This window comes from Microbulbifer sp. ABM4_008 (assembly GCF_056311705.1).
The window spans coordinates 3506022-3531005 of the sequence record NZ_CM149970.1; the positions used below are offsets into that span (position 1 = coordinate 3506022).

General features: G+C 50.3%; 20 protein-coding genes. 6 read left to right on the forward strand and 14 right to left on the reverse strand.

Annotated features, from left to right (window positions below):
- Positions 1-43: 43 nt before the first annotated feature.
- The 9 genes from truD to ACYX4J_RS15245 form a co-directional block, all read right to left on the reverse strand.
- A complete protein-coding gene (gene truD / locus ACYX4J_RS15205; protein WP_476176959.1) occupies positions 44-1006 on the reverse strand; it encodes a tRNA pseudouridine(13) synthase TruD in 963 nt (320 codons plus the stop codon).
- Positions 999-1484 (reverse strand): 2-C-methyl-D-erythritol 2,4-cyclodiphosphate synthase, encoded by a 486-nt coding sequence (ispF, locus tag ACYX4J_RS15210; RefSeq protein WP_476176960.1) that lies wholly within the window; start codon positions 1482-1484, stop codon positions 999-1001. The genes truD and ispF overlap by 8 nt, the downstream gene beginning before the upstream one ends.
- Positions 1484-2203 (reverse strand): 2-C-methyl-D-erythritol 4-phosphate cytidylyltransferase, encoded by a 720-nt coding sequence (ispD, locus tag ACYX4J_RS15215; RefSeq protein ID WP_476176961.1) that lies wholly within the window; start codon positions 2201-2203, stop codon positions 1484-1486. Before ispD ends, ispF begins: the two co-directional genes overlap by 1 nt.
- Positions 2200-2487 (reverse strand): septum formation initiator family protein, encoded by a 288-nt coding sequence (locus ACYX4J_RS15220; RefSeq protein WP_282931806.1) that lies wholly within the window; start codon positions 2485-2487, stop codon positions 2200-2202. The genes ispD and ACYX4J_RS15220 overlap by 4 nt, the downstream gene beginning before the upstream one ends.
- 95 nt (positions 2488-2582) lie before the next feature.
- Complete coding sequence (gene eno, locus ACYX4J_RS15225; RefSeq protein WP_444898143.1) at positions 2583-3869, reverse strand: phosphopyruvate hydratase; 1287 nt, start codon at positions 3867-3869, stop codon at positions 2583-2585.
- A gap of 142 nt (positions 3870-4011) precedes the next feature.
- On the reverse strand, positions 4012-4857 hold the full coding sequence (gene kdsA, locus ACYX4J_RS15230) for a 3-deoxy-8-phosphooctulonate synthase (protein WP_444905992.1): 846 nt from the start codon (positions 4855-4857) through the stop codon (positions 4012-4014).
- 57 nt (positions 4858-4914) lie between these two features.
- Positions 4915-6549 (reverse strand): CTP synthase, encoded by a 1635-nt coding sequence (locus tag ACYX4J_RS15235; RefSeq protein ID WP_252085084.1) that lies wholly within the window; start codon positions 6547-6549, stop codon positions 4915-4917.
- A gap of 125 nt (positions 6550-6674) precedes the next feature.
- Complete coding sequence (gene tilS / locus ACYX4J_RS15240; protein ID WP_476176962.1) at positions 6675-7985, reverse strand: tRNA lysidine(34) synthetase TilS; 1311 nt, start codon at positions 7983-7985, stop codon at positions 6675-6677.
- A gap of 68 nt (positions 7986-8053) precedes the next feature.
- On the reverse strand, positions 8054-9283 hold the full coding sequence (locus tag ACYX4J_RS15245) for a helix-turn-helix domain-containing protein (protein WP_476176963.1): 1230 nt from the start codon (positions 9281-9283) through the stop codon (positions 8054-8056).
- A 317-nt stretch (positions 9284-9600) separates the two neighbouring features.
- Between ACYX4J_RS15245 and ACYX4J_RS15250 the strand changes: the two genes are divergently transcribed.
- From ACYX4J_RS15250 to ACYX4J_RS15265, 4 genes are all read left to right on the forward strand, one after another.
- Positions 9601-10194, forward strand: a complete 594-nt coding sequence (locus ACYX4J_RS15250) for a gluconate 2-dehydrogenase subunit 3 family protein (RefSeq protein ID WP_476176964.1) — start codon at positions 9601-9603, stop codon at positions 10192-10194.
- Between the two features lie 11 nt (positions 10195-10205).
- Positions 10206-11942: a GMC oxidoreductase gene (locus tag ACYX4J_RS15255; RefSeq protein ID WP_476176965.1), complete on the forward strand. Its 1737-nt coding sequence runs from the start codon at positions 10206-10208 to the stop codon at positions 11940-11942.
- A 95-nt stretch (positions 11943-12037) separates the two neighbouring features.
- Positions 12038-12853 (forward strand): sugar phosphate isomerase/epimerase family protein, encoded by an 816-nt coding sequence (locus ACYX4J_RS15260; protein WP_476176966.1) that lies wholly within the window; start codon positions 12038-12040, stop codon positions 12851-12853.
- A 56-nt stretch (positions 12854-12909) separates the two neighbouring features.
- The gene (locus tag ACYX4J_RS15265) at positions 12910-13737 is read left to right on the forward strand and encodes a DUF1349 domain-containing protein (protein ID WP_476176967.1); all 828 of its coding nucleotides are present in this window, start codon (positions 12910-12912) and stop codon (positions 13735-13737) included.
- Here the strand turns inward: ACYX4J_RS15265 and ACYX4J_RS15270 are convergent.
- From ACYX4J_RS15270 to ACYX4J_RS15280, 3 genes are all read right to left on the reverse strand, one after another.
- A complete protein-coding gene (locus ACYX4J_RS15270; protein ID WP_476176968.1) occupies positions 13652-14419 on the reverse strand; it encodes an alpha/beta fold hydrolase in 768 nt (255 codons plus the stop codon). The two genes, ACYX4J_RS15265 and ACYX4J_RS15270, sit on opposite strands and share 86 nt — an antisense overlap.
- A gap of 793 nt (positions 14420-15212) precedes the next feature.
- Positions 15213-17804 (reverse strand): glycoside hydrolase family 3 protein, encoded by a 2592-nt coding sequence (locus ACYX4J_RS15275; protein ID WP_476176969.1) that lies wholly within the window; start codon positions 17802-17804, stop codon positions 15213-15215.
- Between the two features lie 385 nt (positions 17805-18189).
- Complete coding sequence (locus ACYX4J_RS15280; protein ID WP_413664879.1) at positions 18190-19521, reverse strand: sugar MFS transporter; 1332 nt, start codon at positions 19519-19521, stop codon at positions 18190-18192.
- Positions 19522-20045: 524 nt separating this feature from the next.
- Between ACYX4J_RS15280 and ACYX4J_RS15285 the strand changes: the two genes are divergently transcribed.
- Both ACYX4J_RS15285 and ACYX4J_RS15290 read left to right on the forward strand, forming a co-directional pair.
- Positions 20046-21218, forward strand: coding sequence for a sensor histidine kinase (locus tag ACYX4J_RS15285; protein ID WP_444906000.1), 1173 nt, complete (start codon positions 20046-20048; stop codon positions 21216-21218).
- Positions 21215-22054 carry a LytR/AlgR family response regulator transcription factor gene (locus ACYX4J_RS15290; protein WP_476176970.1) on the forward strand — a complete coding sequence of 280 codons (840 nt, stop codon included), beginning with the start codon at positions 21215-21217 and terminating at the stop codon, positions 22052-22054. Before ACYX4J_RS15285 ends, ACYX4J_RS15290 begins: the two co-directional genes overlap by 4 nt.
- 146 nt (positions 22055-22200) lie before the next feature.
- Here the strand turns inward: ACYX4J_RS15290 and ACYX4J_RS15295 are convergent, their stop codons facing one another.
- The gene (locus tag ACYX4J_RS15295; RefSeq protein WP_413664876.1) at positions 22201-23463 is read right to left on the reverse strand and encodes a sugar MFS transporter; all 1263 of its coding nucleotides are present in this window, start codon (positions 23461-23463) and stop codon (positions 22201-22203) included.
- Positions 23464-24017: 554 nt separating this feature from the next.
- Positions 24018-24974 carry an acetyl-CoA carboxylase carboxyltransferase subunit alpha gene (locus tag ACYX4J_RS15300; protein ID WP_476176971.1) on the reverse strand — a complete coding sequence of 319 codons (957 nt, stop codon included), beginning with the start codon at positions 24972-24974 and terminating at the stop codon, positions 24018-24020.
- Positions 24975-24984 lie beyond the last annotated feature (10 nt).

Here is a 24984-nt window from a genome sequence, read left to right on the forward strand (position 1 = left end):
TTCTTGTCCATGATTTGTGCAACAGTGCCAGTCACCTAAAATTCTATGTGCACTGTTTAACATTGACCAGCTGAGCTATCTCCCGTAGCAAAGCCGTAGCAAAAGTACCCGGTGGCAAGGCAAATTCGACGATTAAATGATCACCTTCCCACTCATAGCGAAATGCCTCCGGGGATAAAATCATGGCCCGGCGCTCCTGGCTAAGACCGCAGTGCTCCAGCCAGTTGCACCAAGGCTGCCACGGAGACAACACTTGCTCTTCCAACTGCCCCAGGGCATCCGTTGACAGGTTTCTGCCACGCCCCCAAAGAGGCCCGGTTGGGTAATCTTCAGGCTCTCCAACGAGAGGGCTCTGCCAGATTCCGGTGTTGACTCGTTCAGCCAAAACCTGATTGAACAGCCAGCTACGGGCAGCAGACATGGCGAAGGCCTTTTCGCTTTTGCGGCAGCGACCGTCCTCTTCAGCTAAGTTTTTTGCCAGGCTAAGGTTATTGCCATCAATCCCAAAGCGCTGTTCACCGAAGTAATTGGGCACCCCTTTGGGAATCAGCTGAAGTACTTTTTCTGCTTTGTCCCGATCACCTTCTACATTGCGCAGACGAATCTTGAAGCGATTCCCCATATGCTCGCCGCGACGCAACTTGCGTGGTCCCCGGAAGGCCTGGAGCAATGAAATCTCATCGCTGTTAATTTGCGACCAGTCTGCTTCTGGCTTTTGTCCGAGCCATACACTGAACCATTGAGTGGTAACAGCATGTCGGTCTTTCAAGCCATAAAAGCTGGCATCCCGGCTTTGCACCCCGGCTAACTTCGCCAATTCCTTGGCAACCCAGGCGGTATTTGCCCCACGCTTTTTAACCTGTAAGTAAACATGCTCACCATCTTTATCAGCCGGTGGCATAGCCAGTTCATCGACAATAAAATCTTCTGGTTCTGTGCGAAAATCACCAGAAATTACCGCACCCCCAAGCGCTCGGGGCCAATCCAGATTCCAAACTTCAGACATCTTTGCGCTCTAATAAAACAGTAGCTTGCGCGGCGATACCCTCACCGCGACCAGTAAATCCAAGCTTTTCTGTAGTGGTTGCTTTGACACTGATCGCATCGCAATCAACACCACAGTCAGCGGCAATATTGACTCGCATTCCATCGATATGCGGAGCCATTTTGGGGGCCTGGGCAATCAACGTCATATCCGCATTAACCAGGCGATACCCTTTACTATCGATTAACCCAACAACATGTCGAAGCAGATTTCTGCTATCCGCTCCGGCAAATTGTTCATCGTTATCGGGAAAGTGTTTACCGATATCTCCCAGGGCCAGAGCACCCAGTAAGGCATCCGATAGGGCGTGCAGTAAAACATCCCCATCAGAATGAGCTACCAAACCATACCCATAGGGGATTTGTACTCCTCCGAGCACTACATGACCACCAGGGCCAAATGCGTGCACATCAAAGCCCTGACCTATTCGAAAACTCACTATCGCTTATCCTCAGTCGGGGAGTAGCGCAGACGTAAAATAGTTTCTGCAATTATGATATCGGCGGGGTGCGTCACTTTAATATTGTCACTATCACCCGTAACCAATTGCGGTGAATGGCCAAAAAACTCCAGTGCACTGGCTTCATCGGTTACAGTAACCCCCTGTTCCAGGGCTTTGCCAAGGCATGAGTGCAGAGTACTGAGAGGGGCCCGTTGCGGGGTTTGCGCCAGCCAAATACTTTCGCGGTCAACCGTTTCTTCCACACAGGCTACACCGCTAGTCACATGACTGCGCTTTAATGTGTCGCTTGCGGGGCGCGCCAAAAGTGCCATCGGTGAGACTTCGTCACTGAGTAAAGCGCAAATATCACGCTCAGACACACAGGGTCGTGCAGCATCATGGACTAAAACCGGAGTATCACCGCTTTCTCGCACCGCCAGGAAATCCAGAGCGGACTGAACAGAGTCTGCTCTCTCAGCTCCACCAATGACGGTGTGTACCAAGGGGTGGTTTGCTTCTTTCAGGTGAGGGAAGTAGGTATCCTGTTCCGACAGCGATACTACAACGCCAGCCAAACCCGGCCACCTAAGAATATTTTTTAAAGTCAGGGATAACAGTGGTCGCCCGAGCAATGGCAGGTACTGTTTCGGGCGATCAGCCCCCATACGTTTGCCAACGCCGGCAGCGGGTACAATGACCCAATAATCCTTAATCAATTTTCAGCCTCTTCCTTATCCAGGAAGATAAACAGTGTTTCCCCTTCCTTGATCAGTCCCAGGTCATAACGGGCTTTCGCTTCCACACCATCAGTGCCAACTTTCAAACTGCGGACTTCCCTAAATAGTTGACGGTTTTCCCGCACCAGCGCGATATTTTTTTCTTGCTGTTGGGCTAATTGACGCTTGAGACGGGTAACTTCGGCGAGACTACCTTCACCAACCCAAAGTCGGTACTGGGTGGCGAGGAGCATAATGGTGAGTATTGCCAGCAGCCATTTCATACGAGATTACGATATTTCGCTTGTTCGTACTTATAGTACTACAAAGAGGGGCTGGCCCCTCTTTGTAGTACTTGCACGCTAATTCAAATAATTGATTACTTGAATTCAGCGCGGCCGCGATAAGGAGCGGAGCCATTCAGCTCAGCTTCGATGCGCAGCAGACGGTTGTACTTGGCTACGCGGTCTGAACGGCAAAGGGAACCGGTCTTGATTTGACCAGCAGCAGTCGCAACCGCCAGATCCGCAATAGTAGTATCTTCGGTCTCACCGGAGCGGTGGGAGATCACAGCGGTGTAGCCCGCATCTTTAGCCATTTTGATCGCATCCAGAGTCTCGGACAGAGAGCCGATCTGGTTGAACTTGATCAAGATAGAGTTACCGACACCTTTCTCGATACCTTCCTTCAGGATCTTGGTGTTGGTTACGAACAGGTCGTCACCTACCAGCTGTACTTTTTCACCAATTTTGTCGGTGAGCACTTTCCAACCGTCCCAATCACTCTCGTCCATACCGTCTTCGATAGACAGGATCGGATAGTTGGCGGACAGATCGGCCAGGTAGCTGGCAAAACCTTCGCTATCGAACTGCTTGCCTTCGCCAGCCAGATCGTACTTGCCATCTTTGTAGAACTCGGAAGAAGCGCAGTCCAGAGCCAGGGTAATGTCATCGCCCAGGGTGTAACCGGCCTTTTCTACCGCTTCAGCGATGACTTTCAGTGCCGCTTCGTTAGAAGGCAGGTTCGGAGCAAAGCCACCTTCATCGCCAACTGCAGTGTTCAAGCTGTTGCTGGACAGTACTTTTTTCAGGGAGTGAAAGATCTCAGCACCTTGGCGCAGAGCTTCAGCAAAAGATTCAGCCTTAACGGGCTGAACCATAAATTCCTGGATATCCACATTGTTATCAGCGTGCTCACCGCCATTGAGGATATTCATCATCGGCACCGGCATAGAGTACTCGCCCGGAGTGCCGTTTACCTCAGCAATATGCTGGTACAAAGGGATTTTTTTGGAAGCAGCAGCTGCTTTAGCGGCAGCCAGGGAAACCGCCAAAATAGCGTTGGCGCCGAAGTTCGCCTTATTTTCAGTGCCGTCGGCATCGATCATCGCCTTATCCAGGGCGCGCTGATCGGTAGCATCCATACCCTTGAGCAGGTCGGCGATAGTAGTGTTGATGTTTTCAACCGCTTTCAGGACACCCTTGCCCAAGTAACGGCTTTTATCGCCATCGCGAAGTTCCAGCGCTTCACGGGAGCCAGTGGAGGCACCGGAGGGGGCGCAGGCGGAGCCAATAGAACCATCCTCCAGGATTACATCGGCTTCAACGGTAGGGTTACCGCGAGAATCCATTACTTCAAAGGCTTTAACAGCGACAATCTTGCTCATTTACAATGGGCTCCGTATTGGTACTTACTGAAAATAGGTTTTCGTAAATCAGACGTTATGCACTTTTGCTATAGCACTCAGCCTAAATAGCAGAGAGGAAAGTGCTGCGCGCCCGATCAGGGCGCGCAAAAATATCTCTTTTTTATTTCGTATCCAGCGGCTCAAAACCTTTGATCAGGTCATCTACCGCTTTCATCTGCGCCAGGAATGGCTCCAGCTTCTCCAATGGCAATGCACTGGGACCATCACACAATGCTTTGTCTGGATTCGGGTGTGCTTCCAGGAACAGGCCGGCAATACCGATAGCCAAACCTGCGCGGCCCAGCTCAGTGACCTGTGCGCGGCGACCACCAGAGGCTGCACCGGAAGGATCGCGCATTTGCAGTGAGTGGGTGACGTCAAAAATCAGCGGCGCGCCACCGGAGGCATTGATCATGGTACTGAAGCCCAGCATATCCACAACCAGGTTGTCGTAGCCAAAGCAGGCTCCGCGCTCACACAAAAGAATATTTTCGTTGCCGCACTCAGCAAATTTCTCCACCACATTTTTAACTTGCGGCGGGCTCATAAACTGGGGCTTTTTGACATTGATCACTGCACCAGTCGCTGCCATAGCGGTGACCAGATCAGTCTGGCGGGCCAGGAAGGCCGGCAGCTGAATAATATCCACGACTTCGGCAACCGGAGCAGCCTGATGTACTTCGTGGACATCGGTAATCAAGGGAACTTTAAAGGTATCTTTAATTTCCTGAAAAATCTTCAGGCCTTCTTCCATTCCCGGTCCGCGATAGGAATTGATGGAAGAGCGATTGGCTTTGTCAAAAGACGCTTTAAAAACATAGGGAATACCCAGTTTTTCAGTGACTTTTACATAGTGCTCAGCCACCTGCATCGCCAGGTCGCGGGATTCCAATACATTCATACCGCCAAACAGCGCAAAGGGCTTATCGTTGGCGACCTGGATATTTCCGACTTCAATTGTTTTCACAGTTTACTCCCTGTTATCTCCGCCTCAACTAACTTAGAGCTAAGGCGGAATTATTTTTTAACCCTGGTTTTCACGCTGCTTCATTGCGGCGGCAACAAAGCTTTCGAACAGCGGATGGCCGTCGCGCGGGGTTGAAGTAAATTCCGGGTGGAACTGGCAAGCAACGAACCAGGGATGGTTCGGCAATTCAACCATTTCTACCAGGGTATCGTCTGCAGACCAGCCGCCAATTTTCAAACCGGCTTGCTGCAGGCGATCAACGTAGTTGTTGTTCACTTCGTAGCGGTGGCGGTGGCGCTCTACAATGACGTCTGCGCCGTAGATATCGCGAGCCTTAGTGTCTTTAGCCAAGCGACACTCCTGGCCGCCCAAGCGCATGGTGCCACCCAGGTCGGACTGCTCGTCGCGCTTCTCGATATTGCCTTCGCTATCGATCCACTCTGTGATCAGGCCGATAACTGGGTGCGGGGTTTTAGTATTGAATTCAGTACTGTTGGCACCTTCGAGGCCGAGCACATTGCGCGCGAACTCGATAACCACAGACTGTAAACCGAGGCAGATGCCCAGGTAAGGAATATTGTTTTCACGAGCGTAGCGAACAGATTCAAGCTTGCCCTCTAAACCGCGCTCACCAAACCCACCGGGAACCAGGATTGCATCGGCATCCTTGATCAGGTCAATGCCGTTCTCACCCTCAACGTCTTCAGCGTTGATAAAGTCGATATCCACTTTGCAGCGATGCTTGATACCCGCATGGGTCAGGGATTCGATCAAGGACTTATAGGCATCCAGCAACTCCATGTATTTGCCAACCATGGCAATTTTCACTTCGTGCTGCGGGTTCAGCTTGCCATCGACCACTTCATCCCACTCGGAAAGGTCTGGTGCCTGGCATTCCAGCTGCAGTTTTTCCACAACGATATCGTCGAGGCCGTAACTGTGCAGAAGACGCGGTACGCCGTAGATGGTCTTGGCATCGGGCAGAGGTACAACAGCGCGCTCTTCCACATTAGTGAACAGTGCGATCTTGCGGCGGGAGTCCTCATCGATCTCGCGCTCGGAACGGCACAGCAGAATATCCGGCTGCAAGCCGATAGAACGCAACTCTTTAACAGAGTGCTGGGTCGGCTTGGTCTTGGTTTCACCAGCAGTGGCAAGGAAAGGCACATAGCTCAGGTGGATCAACAGGGCGCGATTGGTGCCCATTTCCACACGCAGCTGACGCACAGATTCCAGGAACGGTTGGGATTCGATATCACCTACGGTGCCACCGATTTCAACAATAGCGACGTCGACATCGCGGCCACCTTCTACAACGCGGCGCTTGATCTCGTCGGTAATATGGGGGATCACCTGTACGGTGCCACCCAAGTAGTCACCACGGCGCTCTTTGCGCAGTACGGTCTCGTACACGCGGCCGGTGGTGAAGTTGTTACGCTTGGACATCCGGGTACGGATAAAGCGTTCGTAGTGACCCAGGTCCAGGTCAGTCTCGGCACCATCCTCGGTGACATACACCTCGCCGTGCTGGAAGGGACTCATGGTACCCGGGTCTACGTTGATGTAGGGGTCCAGTTTGAGGATGGTAACCTTGAGGCCGCGGGCCTCGAGAATGGCGGCCAAAGAGGCGGAGGCGATACCTTTCCCCAACGAGGAAACCACGCCACCAGTTACAAAAATATAGCGCGTCATGCAAAACCTTGGTCAGTTGAGCGCTCGATGAATGTCGAGCTTACAGGGCTGGCCCGGGCGGATAATCCAGCTTCTCCCGGTGCCTTTTAGACGGGGCGCCAGGGTAGCAGAAACCCCCTTAACACTCAATCGAAAAACCGCCAGCCGGGTGGTTCATCCGGGATGGCGCAGCCTGCTTTGCATGAAAAGAGCCCCGCGACAGCCACCAGATCACCCCCCAAAAATACCAATGGGACACGATCCCTGAGCCAGGGCTCTAGAGCCCACTCCTGCAAGAGCTTCTTAAGCGTTTGTGACCTGGAGCGATTTACCGGGTGCGCACGCTCCCCTCCTTTGCGATAACACACTCGATAATCGCCCACTGGCCAATCCGACAAGGGCCGAAGAATGCCACCCGCTGGCAGAGTGAGATTAGAGCGGCCATCCCAGTGCCAACTTTTATCGGAGTTATTGGCAATTGGCGCCAGCTCAGGGGTCAGGTAAAGGCGATTCCGAAAACGTCGCACCACTCGCCCACCCATATTAACTTCAAGCTGTGCGTCCTCTGCAGCATGAGTCACCTGGAAAAGCGCCTGATTTAATAGGGCTGACTCTGGCGGCTGCCCCCCTTGGCCCAATACCCAATGCCGCATAAGGTTTTTACGGCGCCCCTCACTAAGGCTGAAGAAGCGAGGCAGGGCCAGACTTTCGCCAAATCGCTCCGCCTTTAAATCAGCCTCCTCCAGGTCAGCAAGTGCCAACTCAGACAGTAAGTCCGCAGACTCCCTCAGGTTCTCCGCTGCCCGAGCGATCTGGCGACTCGCTCCCCAACGCTGGTTGAGCAGTGGCACAACTCGATGCCGAAAAAAATTACGCTCCAAGGCCTCATCCGCATTGCTGTCATCTTCAATCCAGCTCAATCCGTGAGCCTCAGCCCACTGCTCTAGCTCTTTTCGCCCCGCTCCGAGTAGAGGGCGCAGTAAGTACTTATTATCTCCGATAGTTCGGCTTTCGGACATGCTGGCCAATCCCAACACGCCCGCGCCCCGCATTAAGCGCAGCAGGAAAGTCTCAGCTTGGTCATCCGCGTGGTGACCGAGAAGAATTTGATCACCTTCGGACATCACCTGATTGAAGGCCGCATATCTCGCCCGGCGAGCCCCCTGCTCCAATCCGCCATCTTTGTAATCAACAGTAACCTGGATGGCTGTAAAGGGTACCGCCAGATTTTCAGCAAACTCTTTACAGTGAGCCAGCCAAATGTCCGCATTTGCATTTAGGCCATGGTGAATATGAAGCGCACGCACGGGAATCTGGCAAGTTACCAGAAGGTGCAGGAGAACAGTGGAGTCCAGACCACCAGAAAACCCCACCCACAACTGGCCGCTGGCAGGGTGGGACTTTAGTAACCCCTTTATCAGAGTTGGGAGTTTTTCAGGGAGGTCTACGGGTTTCACAAGGGGTCGAGCCAGAATCAAATTTTCAAAAGTATACTGCCAAACCCAGCAAAGGCGGCTAGAGCCCTTTAGCTGGGCTCTACAGCACCCTTCTCACTGCCAGCCCTGGCTTCGCAATTAAGCCGGCGGTACTCGGTCGGCGTCATACCCACCATTTTCTTAAAAAAGGAGTTAAATGTAGCCTTGGTATTAAAGCCCGAGGACAACATTACCTCCATCACGGTGAGCCCCACATTTTGCGGCTCCCGCAACATCCGTTTTGCCTCATCTATACGGTAACGGTTTACAAACTCGAAGAAGTTGCACTGAAAATGACGATTAATCGTCTGTGAAAGCAACCTGCGTGATACCTGTAACTGCCCGGACAACTGCTCTAGGGTAAGGGCTGGAACCAAGTAAGGCTTTTCTTCCCGCATATAATTTTCAATTTGGGCTGCCAACTCCAGGTCAATCTCAGGCTCCCCATTAGCATCCTGTTCCAGGTCAGAACCTACACCTTCCCCGGACTTCTCCACTTTATGCCCATCGCCCTCAAACATTGAGGAGTAACTGAGACTAAAGAAGATCATGGTACTAACCAAAACAAATACGGCGTAGTTACTAAACAGCCCCATCGCTCCAATATCCAACTGAAGCTGCCACTCCTGCGCCAACCCTACCGCCAGGTTAATCATCAGAGCCCAAATACGAACCAGCAAGAAGCCCCAGATCAACACCAGCAGCCAAGTCAGGTCAATTTTCTCAATACTGGAATGATTATCTCGAATCTGCCTGCGGCATCGACGCACCTCAAAAAGACACAAAACACCGAAAAGTACCCGAAGCGATTCACGAGCCAATCCCAACAAGTGATCGAACATTGAGCCAGTAGTTAAATTCTCCCCACGCAGCATGGCTGTCTTGGTTTCGCTATCAAATTGCCAGTAGGAGAAATATTCAAACACGACTGCCAGAAAAAAAGGCAGCAAGTACCAAAGGTCCCGCCTGGAAATCCTAAACCCCTCGCGAGTTAAGGAGCGGGTATACCACAGTAACAGGGGGCCTTCTAACCAGTAGGCTGCGCCAAATACAAAAAACAAGTTCGGGGAAGTCTCAATGGACCAACTGCGGAAACCCTCACCAAAATTAATCAGGATATCCAGGGGAATAGCGGCTTGTGAGAACAGAAATAGCGCCAACAAGGTGTTGCTGAAACGCCGCTCACGACGAATCACTAACAACAACAGTGCAAAAACAGCGCACTGATAACTGGTCATTATCAGAACAATATCGTGGAAATTGAATAGTAAAGCGTCCATTGATACTCAAATAGCCCTTCTACCTTCTTGAAAGGTCTAGACATTCCTGCGAAGTCGCGCCTTGATTGTGAACCGCTCTGCATGCCAGAAGTATCACGGAGTTATTCAGAGGCTCCCTAGAAAGATATTACCACTAAACCACCATCGGCCCGCCCAAATAAGGGGTAAAGCTTTAGGTAATACCTGAATTTGTACGTCCAGATTTGGGTATTACCACAATTCAAGACGACGAGTTTAAGCCCCCAAGACAAAATCTCCTTACCAGTATCGATTCACTAGAAAAGAACTAACTCTTCAAGCAACAAGAGGAGACCGGGATGATAAACCGTCGGAAATTTATTCAAGGGCTGGCCACTGTGGGCGGGACCTCTCTGGCCTTAATCTGCACAGAGCAGCAAGCTCTTGCGGCGGCAGATAATTTTTTCAAATCGCAAAGAACTGACGCCTACCGGGCACGGCTTTTCTCTATTGAGCAACTCACCACCCTGCACAAAATCTGCTCCTACCTGATACCCGCAACGGATACTCCCGGCGCAGCTGAAACAGAGTGCCATTTATTTGTCGATCACTATTTGACCGACTGCATAGAAGAGCAGACCCAGCTAAAAACCAAAAAGCTCTTACATGAGTTGGATGAGCGTGCCACCACCCGGTATGGATACCCCTTTATTCATCTTGCCCCAGAACAATCGTTTGCTCTACTCGAATCACTCGACACCGGAATAGCCCCCTTTAACCCAGACTTACAGCAAGATTTTAGGAATCTTAAATTCCTGGTGTGCCTTGGCTACTACACCAGCTTTACCGGAGCCACCCGTGAGCTTGCTTACCAAGCAATTCCCGGTGGGTTCAAAGGTTCAGTTCCCTTGGATCAAACCGGGAAGGCCTGGGGTTCACTGCCACGTATTTAAAGGAAAGTACTATGCAAAATGATGAATTATTGATCCAAAAAGAAAGCCAGGTATTTGACGCAATCGTTATAGGGTCAGGTATTAGCGGTGGCTGGGCAGCAAAAGAACTAACCGAACGAGGGTTAAATACCCTGATGATAGATCGGGGCAGAATGGTAAAACACGGTCAGGACTATCCCACAGAAAACAAGGGACCTTGGGAATTCCCACTCCGTACTAAAATGAACCTGAAAGAGAAAAAAGAAATCTACCCGATACAAAGTCGTAGTATTTTTCTCAATGAAAGCACCAAGCATTTTTTCTGCAATGACAACGAACAACCCTACTCCACAGAGCCCGGCTCAGACTTTACCTGGATTCGCGGCAATCAAGTAGGGGGCAAAAGCCTTCTCTGGTTCCGGCAGTCATATCGATTTAGTAACCACGACTTTCTCGCAAACAAACGTGATGGCGTAGGAGTTGATTGGCCCATTCGCTACAAGGATATTGCACCCTGGTACAGCAAAGTCGAACGCTTTGCCGGAATCAGTGGCAATACGGACAATATTGAGCAGCTGCCAGACTCCGAATACCAACCACCATTTGAGATGTACCAGTGTGAACAAGACATCAAGTCCAAGTTTGAAAAGCAGTACAGTGATAAGCATTTCATTATTGGAAGAGCTGCTCACCTGACCAAGCCAAACCGGGAACAGGTAGCCCTAGGCCGATACAACTGCCAGGCTCGTAACCAGTGCCAACGAGGCTGCTCATTCGGCGGCTACTTTTCTACACAAAGCGCCACCATGCCAGCCGCAATGAGAACCGGCAAACTACAAATTGCCAGTAATAGCGTGGTACACAGCCTTATTTACAACTCGCAAAAGAACCGAGTAGCTGGCGTAAGGGTAATCGACAGCGAAACCCTGCAACAACGAGAGTATTTTGGCCGAATCGTTTTCCTCTGCGCATCCACATTGGGCTCAACCCAAATACTCCTCAACTCAGCCAACAAGCATTTCCCCAAGGGGCTCGCCAACAGCTCTGGTGTACTGGGCCACTACCTTATGGATCACAATTACAATGCCTCAGCCCACGGCTTTATTGATGGTTATGAAGATGAGTACTTCTCCGGGTGGAGACCAACCGGCATCCTGATTCCCAATTTCCAATATCGCCCCGAACTTTACCGAAAGCACTACAAGCGCGGCTACCAGATTTCAGGAAGCGCCTATCGGCAGGACTGGCGGACAATGGCTGCTTCCGAGGGGATTGGAAAATCTTTCAAAGAAAAACTGCAACAACCTGGGCGCTGGGGATTTTGGATCGGTGCACAGGGAGAGATGTTACCGAGGCACGAAAACCAGGTCAGCCTCCACTCCACCAAAAAAGATAAGTGGGGAATCCCGCAACTACATATCAATTGCCAATGGTCTGAAAATGAGCGCCTAATGATGGAGGATGCCTGTGAGACCATGCAAGCTATGCTTAAGAATTTGGGGCTAAATGACGTTAGTGGACAAGTCACTAGTGATAAATATCCCCCTGGAAGCGCCATCCATGAGGTAGGCACAGCACGAATGGGTAGTGATAAAACCAACTCAGTTTTAAATGGGCACAACCAATCGCACGATATACCCAACCTTTTTGTAACCGATGGCTCCTGCTTCGCCTCTTCAGCAGTTCAAAACCCCTCTCTAACTTTTATGGCATTAACTGCTCGAGCCGCAAACTATGCAGCCAGCGAACTTTCTGCGGGGAGATTATAAAAGTGATAAGCCTACGAAATTTATCTCGCAATCTGTTTACAGCTCTTCTCTTGACAACTTTACCTACCTTAAAATCAGTCGCAGTAGAAGTGAATATGACTACTGAGAAAATTGAACCCCAACTCGGGGTTCAACTATGGTCTGTTCGCCATGAGTTGAACCGGGACTTTTCAGGCACACTAAAAAGACTAAAAGCAGCAGGTTTTAATCCGATAGAACTGGCTGCGGAACTAGGTCCGTACAAAGAAAAGCCAAAGGAACTCCGCTCTCTACTGGAGCAATTAAAGCTAAAAGTGAGCGGTGCACACGTTTCTATTACCCAGCTGCTCCCGGAATCAATTGATGCAACGGCCACTTATTACCAGACCCTGAGTGCCGAATACCTAATCGTTGGCTGGGACCCGAGAAGCTGGGACCCTAACGGGGTAGACAAGTTAATATCGCAGCTTCGCAGTGCGCAATCCGTTCTTTCCAAGTACGGTTTGAAAATGGGATTTCATAATCACGATAAAGAATTTTCCACTTACCAAAACACAACTTTCTGGGACTATATATCCCAGTCTACTGATGACAATTTCATTTTGCAGTTAGACATCGGCTGGGTTTCTGCGACAGGCAAAGATCCCATCAACTATCTAAAACGATATCCGGGGCGAACCTATACCACTCACTTTAAATCCTGGGTTCCTGATGAGAATATTAACAATAAAGCTATAGTCGGCATGGATCTAATAGATTGGCCTTCAATTATTGAGGTCAGTATCGAAGTCGGCGGCAGCCAGTGGATTATTCTTGAGCAGGAGACTGCGCCAAAGGGTATGAAAACAATAGAGGCACTTATAAAATCAAAAGCAAATCTTCAGAAATACCTTTCATCGTATATGTCCACTAGAAAGGATATAAAATCATGAAATACCTACTCCCCGCCCTATTGACTTTGATACTTCAAACCAGCAATTGCATAGCAATGACAACCGCCCCAGAAACTTACAACTATTTAAGAATTCCCTATCCGCTGGAAAAACAGCACACTATTCAAGAACCAAGCATCGCACCTTCAAAAATCACTATCACCGCCACAAAAGGCAGCGATTTATTCACTAATGCCGACAGCTCTTATCAAATAGACAATGCCCCAAGATTAATTTTCGCACCGAAATCTGACTTTATTTTTTCCGCAAAAGTCTCTGTAGACCTTGAGAAAAGCTTTGATGGAGCCGCTTTAATTGTTTATGTAGACGAGGGAAACTGGGCAAAACTTCTACTTGAGAGGTTTAACTCTGGCAGAAATGGCATAGCGTCTACCGTGGCTTATGAAGGTGGTGACGATGCCTATCATATAGAAACCCAGAGGGAGTATAGTTATCTAAAAATTGCGAGAAAAGGAACTACATACTTCTTTTATCACTCAGAGGATAGCAGACACTGGTCATACCTTCGATCATTTTCCCTGCAGATCTCCAAGTCCACCAGGATTGGTTTTCTCGCCCAATCACCTACAGGCCCCAAAGTACAAGCTTTGTTTTCTGATATTAACTTTGAGGAAAAAAACAATTACAGACTATATGCAGGGAACCTAACGACCCGACTGTCGCCTCGAAGAAAAAGATTCGAGAGAACATTAATAACACCCTTCGAGATACATAGCTATGACAAGCGCAACTTCTGTCATAGCTATGCATCTCGAACCACCCGGGAAATGCTTGTCATCAAGCAGTCCGAGCCAAGGGTCTGCTTATACCAAGAAGATACCCAGAGAGAAGCTGATAAAATTCTTCAGGCTTTTCCAGCATAGGGCTGTGCCCGCAATCATACACTTCACAATAATCCAAATTATCATTCTGGGAGGCCAGCGACCGCCAGGATTCAGCCGGTGTTATTTGATCGAAGTCTCCCCATATTAACTTGATCGGGCATCTCACTTTCTTCAGACTGCCATAAACATCATACTTCCTACTTATATTCAGCCATTTAACCACTGATTTAAACGTTTCGTTAGTGGAGAAAATAGTATTGATATCGGCGACGCCCTTTTCGTAGTCCGGTTTCGGCAGGCGGTTAATATCTCGGAAGACCCGCTCACAAAGTATATTTGCTGCTCCAGGTACCGATCCGCGTAAATCAGAAAGGGAAACTCCTGCCTCCAATTCCTCAAGCCCCGGGGCTCCACTGATAACCACCCCAGCTACCAATTCAGGATATTTTGCGGCAAAATCTAACGTAATAAGCCCACTCATCGAATTGCCGACGAGAATGTTATTATCCATATCTCCATTTAACTGGAGACACTCTCTAATCATTTCGTGCGCCGAATCCAACTTACCCATAAAAACCTCGGGGATAGATGGCTCGATAACAGTTATTTTATGCCCCTGCTGCCGGCAAGCATCTGCAACCTGGCTCCAGATCCATCCACGCGCGAAAAGTCCTGGTAAAAAAACGATATGACAAGGTGCCATTAGTTCCTCCAATTCCATTTCAAGTTAATTTATCCGCACCATCCCCGGCACTACCATGACCGGGGACCTCAAAATGCACAAAATCAAACAGGGAACCAACCCACCATAACCGCCATAATTCAATGGAAGGCCAGGTCTGAAAAGTAAACACTCGAAAAATAACCAGCAATAAGAATGCCAACTATCCAAGAGCCCTAATTTTGAAAGCGAAGTCATACTAACCAGAGAGGAATGGCAGCTTCATTTCAAATCAATTACCTTTCTGTTCCCGAGAAAATGGAACCTGCGCAAAGCCTACCCTACTCCAAAATTTAAATAAGATTAGAAAATAAAATTTATTGAATTATTTATTCGCTTGCACGTTTGCAGTGCCTGACAAATCAATACAGCACCAATAGCGGCAATAATTTTGTGACAAGTAATACTATGAAGGCGTGAAATAACAAAAATCAGGAGAGGTAGATTTACTGTGGGATAACGCTATCCAATATACTAAAAAGGGAGAAGGAAATAACACACTGCGCTCGGGACCCTATGAGGCATGGATGCCGATTAAGAGCTTACAGGGACATATTCACAGCGTGTCTCGAGTGAAGTGTATTCTTTCCTTCCACTCCAATAGTAAATCTATGGGATAAAAGAAATAGTAATATCTGGAAAGAAGAGATTGGCGGGCAAAGAAGTGCCAACGGGATAGAACATCACACTGGCACCGTTCCTGTGAGAACAAATTGTTTCAGCCGCTAACCGGAACCAAAAAACAGGCTCCGGTTAGAACTGAGGGTAATTAGCCCCTTTAGTGTGTTGTAACTTAACCGTCACAACGAATATCAGCAGATACTCCAGCTTCCGGGGTCAACTTAACGTTGGCAACCGCAATAGCCATCGGAGCTTCACTCTCCAAACCAAAGGCGCTAAACACCTTGCCGAAATCCGCACCGGCTTTTACAAAACACTGCAGATCTACAGAAACCCGGGTCCAGCTTTTCTGCTCCATGGATTTCAGCGCAGGCTCCAGCGGTACCTTGGCAGAACAACCATCACCACAGTTCATGGTAGCCACCACCGGCTTTTCAATTGGCTGATCGACACGAATATTCAGTGTCAGCGCAGATTTCTCTTCCAGGTAGACATTCAGGTCCTGCATATATTCAGCAGACAACTGAACTGCGCCAGGACGCAGGCCTTTCCAGGTAATCAGTCGAGCATCTTCCTGGGAAGACATATCGATGGAGCTGACAGTGATGTTTTTATCGTCTCCGCTAACCGCGAAGTTACCGTGTACAGGTACAGCCTCTGCCCCAGCTTCAGCAATATTCAACACCCAGGGAGCTTGCGGGCGGGATACCAACAGCCAGGCTTCTTCCAAACCGCCACCGGCACTGGATTCACTGGTCTCAGGCAATTCGTTGCTCACCAGGGATTCCTGTGCCGCAGCCAGGCCATAGCCCAACTCAAACAATGGCTCGTAATTGTCGTGGTATGGATTTAGGACATTCTGATAACTGTGCATTGGCCAGCTGAATGGCAGCTTGCCAGTAAAGTCGTAATGGGCTTCCCCATCGGCGCCTTTAATTAGCACATCCGCAACACCAGCACCTTCAGAGCCAGGCAGCCAGGCAGCAACAAAGGCACCGGACGCATTCAATTCACTGTTAATCCAAAGCGGACGGCCGGACAGGAACACACTGACTACCTGAACACCCTGCTCGCGCAGTTTTTTCAGCAGCGCCAAATCCTTCTTGTTACCACGCTGGTATTCCAGGTTGGTAATATCGCCGTGCCACTCTGCATAGGGCTCTTCGCCAAATACAACAATAGCAACCTTGGGCGCCTTACCATTGGCAAAAGTGGCATCTGAGAAGCTGCCATCCGCACTCAACACCGCTTCACCGCCAGCCGCTTTAACCGCCGATGAAATACCTTCAAAGATGGAAGTGGCACCGGGGAAATCTGCGCGCGTGTTGCCGGTACCCTGCCAGGAAATCGTCCAACCACCACTCTGCTTGGACAGGTTATCCGCACCATCGCCGGCAACCAGAATATTCTGGTCCGCAGCCAATGGCAGCAGCTGGTCGTTGTTTTTCAGCAACACCAGGGATTTGCGTACCGCTTCACGAGCGATTGCGCGGTGCTCTGGGTTGCCCAGGATGCCGTCTTTGCCTGCCAGCGGCATATTGCGGTCAAACAGACCTGCGCGGATCTTGACTCGCAGGATACGGCGAACGGCATCATCGATACGCTCTGCACCGATTTCACCGCTCTTGGCCTGGGCCAGGGTGTTGTTATACAGGGCTTTCCAGTCCGCCGGTACCATAAACATATCCAGGCCGGCATTAATCGCCGCTGCACAGCTCTCTACGGTGCAACCGGGCACGAAACCGTGGCCATTCCAGTCGCCTACCACAAAGCCATCAAAACCAAGGCGCTCTTTCAACACAGTGGTCAGAAGGTATTTGTGGCCGTGGAGTTTTTCACCGTTCCAGCTATTGAATGAAGCCATAACGGTCTGTACGCCAGCCGGCAGAGATGTCAGGTAACCCGCTGCATGGACTTCTGCCAGTTCTTTTTCCGGAACCGCATTATCACCTCGGTCAATTCCTCGATTCGTACCACCGTCACCGACAAAGTGCTTGGCAGTGGCTACCAGATTTTCGCCGCGCAGGAATTCAGCGCTGGATTTTTCGCCCTGCAGCCCCTTCACCATTGCCTCGGCATAATCCGCAACAATCTTGGGATCTTCTGAGTAGCTCTCGTAAGTTCTACCCCAGCGATCATCGCGCACTACCGCGACGGTGGGAGCGAAAGTCCAATCGATACCGGTCACAGCCACTTCGCGGGCGGTGGCGCTGCCAATACGCTCAATCAGCTCCGGGTCTTGAGCGGCACCCAAACCAATATTGTGCGGGAACAGAGTCGCACCGATCACATTGTTGTGGCCGTGAACCGCATCGGAACCCCAGATCAGGGGAATCGCAACACCGCCATCGGAAGTGTCCATAGAAGCCTTAAAGAAGGCGTCAGAAAGGGCCAACCAGTCTTGCGGCGTGGCAAACTTATCGTTGTTCGGGAAGGCGCCACCACCATTCAATACGGAACCCAGGTGATAGGTCTTCACATCTTCAGGAGTAACGCTGCGGATTTCCGCCTGGATCATCTGACCCACTTTCTCTTCCAGAGACATGCGGGACATGATTTCAGTGATTTGGGCTTCCAGCTTTTCATCGCGTGGTAAGGCTGGCTTGAGTTCAGGCCAGTTGTCGATGCCCTCGGCGGCACTGGTGCCAGTATCGGCCTGCGCTTTATCGGCTTTTGGCTCAGTTTGTTGGCTCTCGGAATGACACCCGGCGAGCACAGAAGCACAGAGCACAAAGCCCAGCGAAAATCGCTTACTAAAATTCACGAATAACTCCCAAAATTATTCCACGCTTGTTAACTGGCTCTACGAGTTGCGCTCAGACAAACTTCAGAGGAAATATCTCCAAAGCCCTACACCCAGCGCGACCTACTATCGCCATATTTATTATGCCGCACATCACCTGCCCCGGCAGTTGTGCACGGTCTGCCTCCACCGAGCTGAAATATTAGAGATAACTCCAGATCCAGCTCTCGTCGGAATCAAGTTCTGCTAATGCCGTATTCACCGATCGGCCATAAAACTGAGTCATGGCTACCCAGTGGGCACAGTTCGCAATGACAACAAATTGCAGTACTTGTCTCTACAGGCCAATAGAAATCCGATGGGCTGGTCCAAATTGCAGACAAGGCGGAAAGGATAAATGAAGGTTCTACTCCACCGCGCTACCGCGCAGGGTTCGTGAAAAAGCCCCGTAATAAACGATGTAGCAGTAACACACCAGAGGCACCAAAAATGAATACTGGATACCGGCGCTATCAGCCAGCATTCCCTGGAAAAGAGGAATAATTGCACCGCCTACAATAGCCATGCATAAGATACCGCTACCCTGGCTGGTATGTTTGCCCAGCCCGCGCAAAGCCAGGCTGAATATAGTCGGGAACATAATCGAGTTGCACAGGCCCACTGCAACTATGGACCAGACCGCGATCGGGCCTGACGTCATCATTGCGATTGCTATTAGTACCACCGAACCCAGGCCACAAACCGCCAGGGTTTTTCCAGCAGAGACAAAGCGCAGCAAAAAGGCCCCGGCAAAGCGCCCAATCATCGCTCCGCCCCAGTAATAAGAGACATACTTTGACGCTTCAAAAGGAGCCATCTTGGCCACTGATGGCTCACCAAAGAAACTCACCAGAAAACTGCCAATAGCCACCTCCGCACCCACATAGGCAAAAATACCTACAGCCCCCAGGGTCAAGCGGGGGAAACGCCACAGAGAAAACACATCGTGACCATCCGCTCCTCCACCCTGTTGGTGCTCGGGAATGGCCGGCAACCTAATCCAGGAAAAGAAAGCGACCATCACCAGTAGTAGAACCGCTAACCAGAAATAAGGGGTCTCCACCAAAGCCGCTTCGCGAGCCCTGAACTCAATAATACTCGCCGCTGTATCCGGGTCAGCGGTAATAGTAAGTCCCGCAAAGAAAACTGCGCCGCCAATCACCGGTGCCAAGGTGGTTCCCAGGGAGTTAAAAGCCTGGGTAAGATTCAGTCGACTGGGCGCCGTGCGAGCACTGCCCAGCGCGATAACATAGGGGTTTGCGGAAACCTGCAGCAGGGTAATCCCGGAAGCCAGAACAAACAGCCCCAGCAAAAACACTTCGTAGATTTGTAGGCGGGCAGCGGGGATAAAGACCAGGCAGCCCGCACAAGCCACCAAAAGCCCGAGCACCAGACCAAGCTGATAACCAACCCGCCTCAACAACATGCCTGCCGGCACAGATACCAGAAAATAGGCGGCAAAAAAGTAAAACTGCACCAAGACAGCCTTGGTGTAACTCAACTCAAAAACATTTTTTAAGTGTGGCACCAGCACATCGTTCAGGCCGGTAATAAATCCCCAAATCAGAAATAGGGACGTAAGTGCAATTAAGTTGATATAACGCGGGGCAACGCCGGCCGCTACTCCGGCACGGGCATCAGTGTCATATTTAGCCATCTCGCTCGAGGAGAACCCCGATTCGGGCAACATCTGGCTCATCGGAAACCGATCCCCAAATCTAAACTATTTCTTTCTAGCGGTTGGTCCATTCACCCGGAATTTTTTCCGCCACCACATGATTTTGCGCAAAAGTTAGTATCACCTCTGCGACTGTGGATTCATTCAAGCCGTTAAAGGCCCTGCACATTTTTACCACAATTATTGGCAACTACCTATCTACTCAACCAAATTTCAAATTACTGTTTTTGACCAGATAGACAATCTAAAAGTGTCGAGCTGGATAAACAGAAGTACCACTGAACTTTAGCCTCAAAGAAGTCCGGGCTGATTAACTCGTATTTAAAAATAGAGAGGAGTTGTCTTCTGAATCGAGATTGCCGAAAATTACTCGACTATTCACCCCGAAATCAGATAAAAAGGACTTTCTCGGGGATAAGTCGGAAGTGTGGCGCTCACCCCTCTGGCGGGTCACGTTTCTGCAAGGTAATATTCTGCGGATAATAATGAACGCGACGATGAGCGTCTATCCCGTCCTTTTCACAATACTAAATATGCGGGAAATCATGCAGTACTCGACCCGTCTAGATACGAGACCGAACACTGAAATTCAGTCGACCCGCTGGTTTTGGAAACTGCAGCTGGTCAGCTGGGTTGGCATACTGCTGGTCACTTTTCTTTCACTGACCCTGTGGCACTCCCCTACCGAGTGGCCTCACTTCGAGCCGGTCAATACAGTATTCCAGTGCGCTATTGCATTTTTATTATCCCTGTTTCTAAAACCAATTTTTGATGTTGCCTGGGAATCAGAGCTCGCTTTCCGCACCGTGATCTACCTTCTGGCTGTCGCTGTTATTTCCGGAATATGGACCCTGGTTCGAATGGAGGCTTATATACGCCTCAGTGGTGAACACTCGATCTGGTCTGAGTTCGGCGGCTGGTATTACGCCTCTTTATTTGTATTTTTATTCTGGAGCGCCCTGTACTGCGGGGTAAAATATCACTTCCTACTCAATGAAGAGCACAAGAAAATGCTGGAGGTTGCAGCAGTACATGAGCGGGAGCAGCTCCGCAGACTTCAGGCAGAGGCCATCGCCAATGAGGCGCAACTAAAAATGTTGCGCTACCAGCTCAACCCCCACTTTCTCTTCAATACGCTCAACTCCATTAACGCTCTAATTCGATTCCAGCAAGCTGATGAAGCGCGGGAAATGGTTGTGCGTCTCAGTGATTTTTTAAGGCTCTCCCTAAAAGAAGACCCGATGCAGAAAGTTGAGCTTGAACGAGAGATCGAGGCGGTATTGCTCTACTTGGAGATTGAAAAAACCCGCTTTGCCGACAGGTTGTCCGTAGACCTGTCGATCGATGAAACCGTACGCCGCGCACAAGTGCCCAGCATGTTGCTGCAACCACTGGTAGAAAACTCGGTAAAATATGCCATAGCCCCCAACGAAATGGGGGGCACTATCGGTATCCACGCGCACAACACCGATGATCGCCTAGTGCTGGAAGTCTACGACACCGGTTGCCCAGATCACTTTGCCAGCGAATGTGACCCGGAATCCTCCTCAACGGGAGTGGGCCTCAAAAACGTACGCGAACGGCTATCGACGCTCTACCCGCAAGATTTCAAAATAGAACAAAACAAAAATTCTGATGGCGGTATGCAAGTACTCATCAATATTCCACTGGAAATTTCCAACCAATCAACCCACCTGACACAGGGAGAAGTTCAATGAGCAAGCTCAGCGTCGTACTGGTGGACGACGAGCCCCTGGCTTTAAGACTACTGAAAAGTATGCTCGAAGAACGCAAGGACCTGGATATTCTCGCCTGTTGTCGCAATGGCCGGGAAGCTGTCCAAGCAGTTTCAGAGCACAACCCAGACCTACTCATTCTCGATGTGCAGATGCCAGGAATGAACGGTTTTGATGTGGTGCGCAACCTACAGGCAGACACCATGCCCCTGGTCATCTTTGCCACAGCCTACGACCAATACGCCCTTAAGGCTTTTGAAGTCCACGCAGTTGACTATGTACTCAAACCACTGGACCCGCGCCGACTGGAAACCGCCCTCGACCGAGCCCGCCAGCGCCAGGCACAGATGATATCCAAAGGAGGGGATGGCCATCAGGAAGAGAAAAATCGCCTGATGCGATCTTTCGAAAGCAGTGCCGGCAAAGCATCAAGCGGAGAGAACGTCGCTGCTTCAAGCCAACGTCTCGCCATTAAAGACCGGGGCAGTATCACCATGGTTAGCCAACCGGATATCGAGTGGATCGATGCGGCGGGGGACTATATGTGTGTGCATGCCAAAGGGGAAACCCATGTAATGCGCAGCACCATTAAAGACCTGCAAAAACAACTCTGCCCGGACACTTTTAAACGCATTCACAGATCCACACTGGTTAACCTGAACTTTATTGTACATATCAAGGTTTTAACCAAAGGCGAATACTTTCTCACCCTGAGCAGCGGTGCAAAGCTGAAAGTAAGTCGCAACTATCGCTTACCGATCAAAGAGTTTCTAGATTCCAACAAACAGTCTGATCTAACTGCCCCCCAAGCTTCCTAACCCCCAACCTCTCTAAAACTGGCAGGGATCGCCGGTACCCCCTCCCCCCACAATCAAATACATTTCAAATTGGCCATTTATTCCGGACACAAAAAAGCCGGCATAAAAATGCCGGCAAACGAGCTCAGAAGAGAAGAAAAGAAAACTTAAGCGCGTTTATCTGTACGGTGTCCTGAGAGACCGTAGTAGAGAATATAGAGGTAACAGAAGATCGGCAGAACGAACGCCAATTGGATACCAATTTGGTCAGCCAGAAGCCCCTGTAACAACGGCACAATAGCACCGCCTACAATGGCCAGGCATAAGATTCCGGAGCCCTGACTGGTCGATGGGCCCAGCTTGGCCAGCGCCAAACTAAAGATAGTCGGGAACATAATAGAGTTGCACAGACCCACAGCCAGTACCGCCCACATCGCCAGATAGCCGCTACCCGTAACAGTAATTAACAACAATACACAGGAGCCGATAGAGCAGATTGCGAGCACTTTGCCAGCAGAGATAAAGCGCATAATTAAAGCGCCGGCAAAGCGACCAACCATAGCGCCACCCCAATACAGGGAGATATAGAAGGCGGCTTCAGACTCTTCCAAACCGGCGATGGAATCCTCAGCGATAAAGTTCACCAGGAAGCTGCCGATAGAGACTTCAGCACCCACGTAGACAAAAATAGCGATCGCACCCAACACCAAGTGACGGTAGCTCCAGGCGGAAGCGGCTTCAGTATTGGAAACAGACTCAGAAGTTGCACTACTGACAATCGCCGGCAAATTCAAAAATGCGAAGACGATAGCCAGGATCGCCAGCGCGGAGGCCAGGATCAGGTAAGGCACTTCAATAACAGCAGCGCTGGCAGCACCCGCTGCAACACCGGCAGCGGGTAAAATCAGCAATGCTCCAAATTGAGGGGCGATAGTCGTGCCCAGGGAGTTAAAGCCTTGGGTCAAGGTCAGGCGGCTGGGTGCCGTGCGCTCATCGCCCAATGCTGTTACATAAGGATTGGCGGAAACCTGTAAAATAGTAATACCGGAAGCCAGAATAAACAGTGCACCGAGGAACAGCGCATAGACTTCCATTCTTTCAGCGGGGATAAACAGCAAACAGCCAACCACCGAAATACTTAAGCCGGTCACAATCCCTTTCTGATAACCAATTTTACTGACCAGGGCACCGGCAGGCAGGGAAACGAGGAAATAAGCACCAAAAAAGCAGAACTGCACCAGCATTGCCTGGGCATAGTTCAGCTCGAAAATTCCTTTCAAGTAGGGAATCAAAATATCATTCAAGCAGGTGATAAAGCCCCACATAAAAAATAGTGAGGTCAGCGCCACCAGGGCAAACCTGTGCCCCGACTGGTCACCCGTCGGTATCTGCGCAGCATCCGTTGCTGTATTACTCTGCATTATTGCCATAATTATTAATCCTGAGACTTCAGCTCACAGGCCTCTCCGGTCGATATTTTTATCCGGGCAAACCTGTGCCTATTGCACCAATCTTTATTGTTGGTACTTTCTATCATGGAGGTAGCGCCGCCTCAGAGGGCTTTTCGATAAGGGGGTTCAAAATGGGGGCAGCGTGGACATTCAGCGGCCGCCAGGCTCCAGACTGTCTGCTATCGGGCCAGCTGAAGCGCTTTCTCAACGGCTTCCCCCGAAAGAGTAGATCAACCTGTTTGAGTACTTTATTCCCCTCTAAGACTTCCCGGGAGTCCAATAACCTAGCCACATAGAGGAGACTGACCACAAGGCAGCTCTGTAAATAGTGGTTTTTTTCAGGCAGAGGGACAGCGAAAGGGAAAACTCAATCGCGCGGAAAATGACACACAAGCGCAAGTATCTATGAGTAGGGAAAGAAGGGACTAGGAAGGAAACACCAACCGCGCACACGGCAATAAATTTATACACTTGGCGCGGCAGGGAAAGGATCTAGGGAGCCTCTGAACAACTCCCTAGAGTAAAAAAGCAGCTTAGGAAACGATATTGCCGTAGCTCATCAGGCGCTGATAGCGCTTCTCCAGCAGCTCATCAATGGGGATGCTGCTCAGCTGGTCCAGCTGCTCGCTGAGACGGTCTTTGAGGCTAGTGGCCATTGTATCCGGATCGCGGTGAGCGCCACCGAGAGGTTCGGGGATGGTTTCATCCACAATACCCAACTCTTCCAACACGCTGGAGGTCACCCCCATCGCCTCAGCGGCCAAAGGCGCTTTCTCGACCGTTTTCCAGATAATGTTGGCGCAACCTTCAGGGGAAATCACAAAGTAGGTGGAGTACTGCAGCATGTTCAGCTGGTCACCCACACCGATCGCCAGTGCACCACCGGAGGAACCTTCACCAATCACGGTACAAATAATCGGCGTGCGCAGGCGGGACATCACTGCCAGATTCTGGGCGATGGCCTCACTGATACCGCGCTCTTCACTGTCGATACCCGGATAGGCTCCCGGGGTGTCGATCAGGGTTAGCACCGGCATTTTAAAGCGCTCGGCCATTTCCATAACACGCAGGGCTTTGCGGTAACCTTCCGGCTTCGGCATACCAAAGTTGCGTGCAACCTTCTCGTTTACAGAGCGGCCTTTCTCTTCACCAATCACCGCTACCGGCTTGCCATTTAAGCGCGCGATACCAGCGATAATCGCCTTGTCATCACCAAAGTGACGGTCGCCGTGCAGCTCATCCCAATCGGTAAACAAGCGCTCGATATAGTCCTTTGAATAGGGACGTTGCGGATGGCGGGCTACCTGTACCACCTGCCATGGGCTCAGGTCGGAGTAGATCGACTCGGTCAGGGTTCTACTCTTCTCCCGCAACCGGGTAACTTCATCGGCGATATTCAGCTCGTTGTCATCACCCACAAGCTGCAGCTCTTTTATCTTGCCTTCCAGCTCTGCAATTGGCTGCTCAAACTCGAGAAAATTAAAATTCATGAAATCTGCG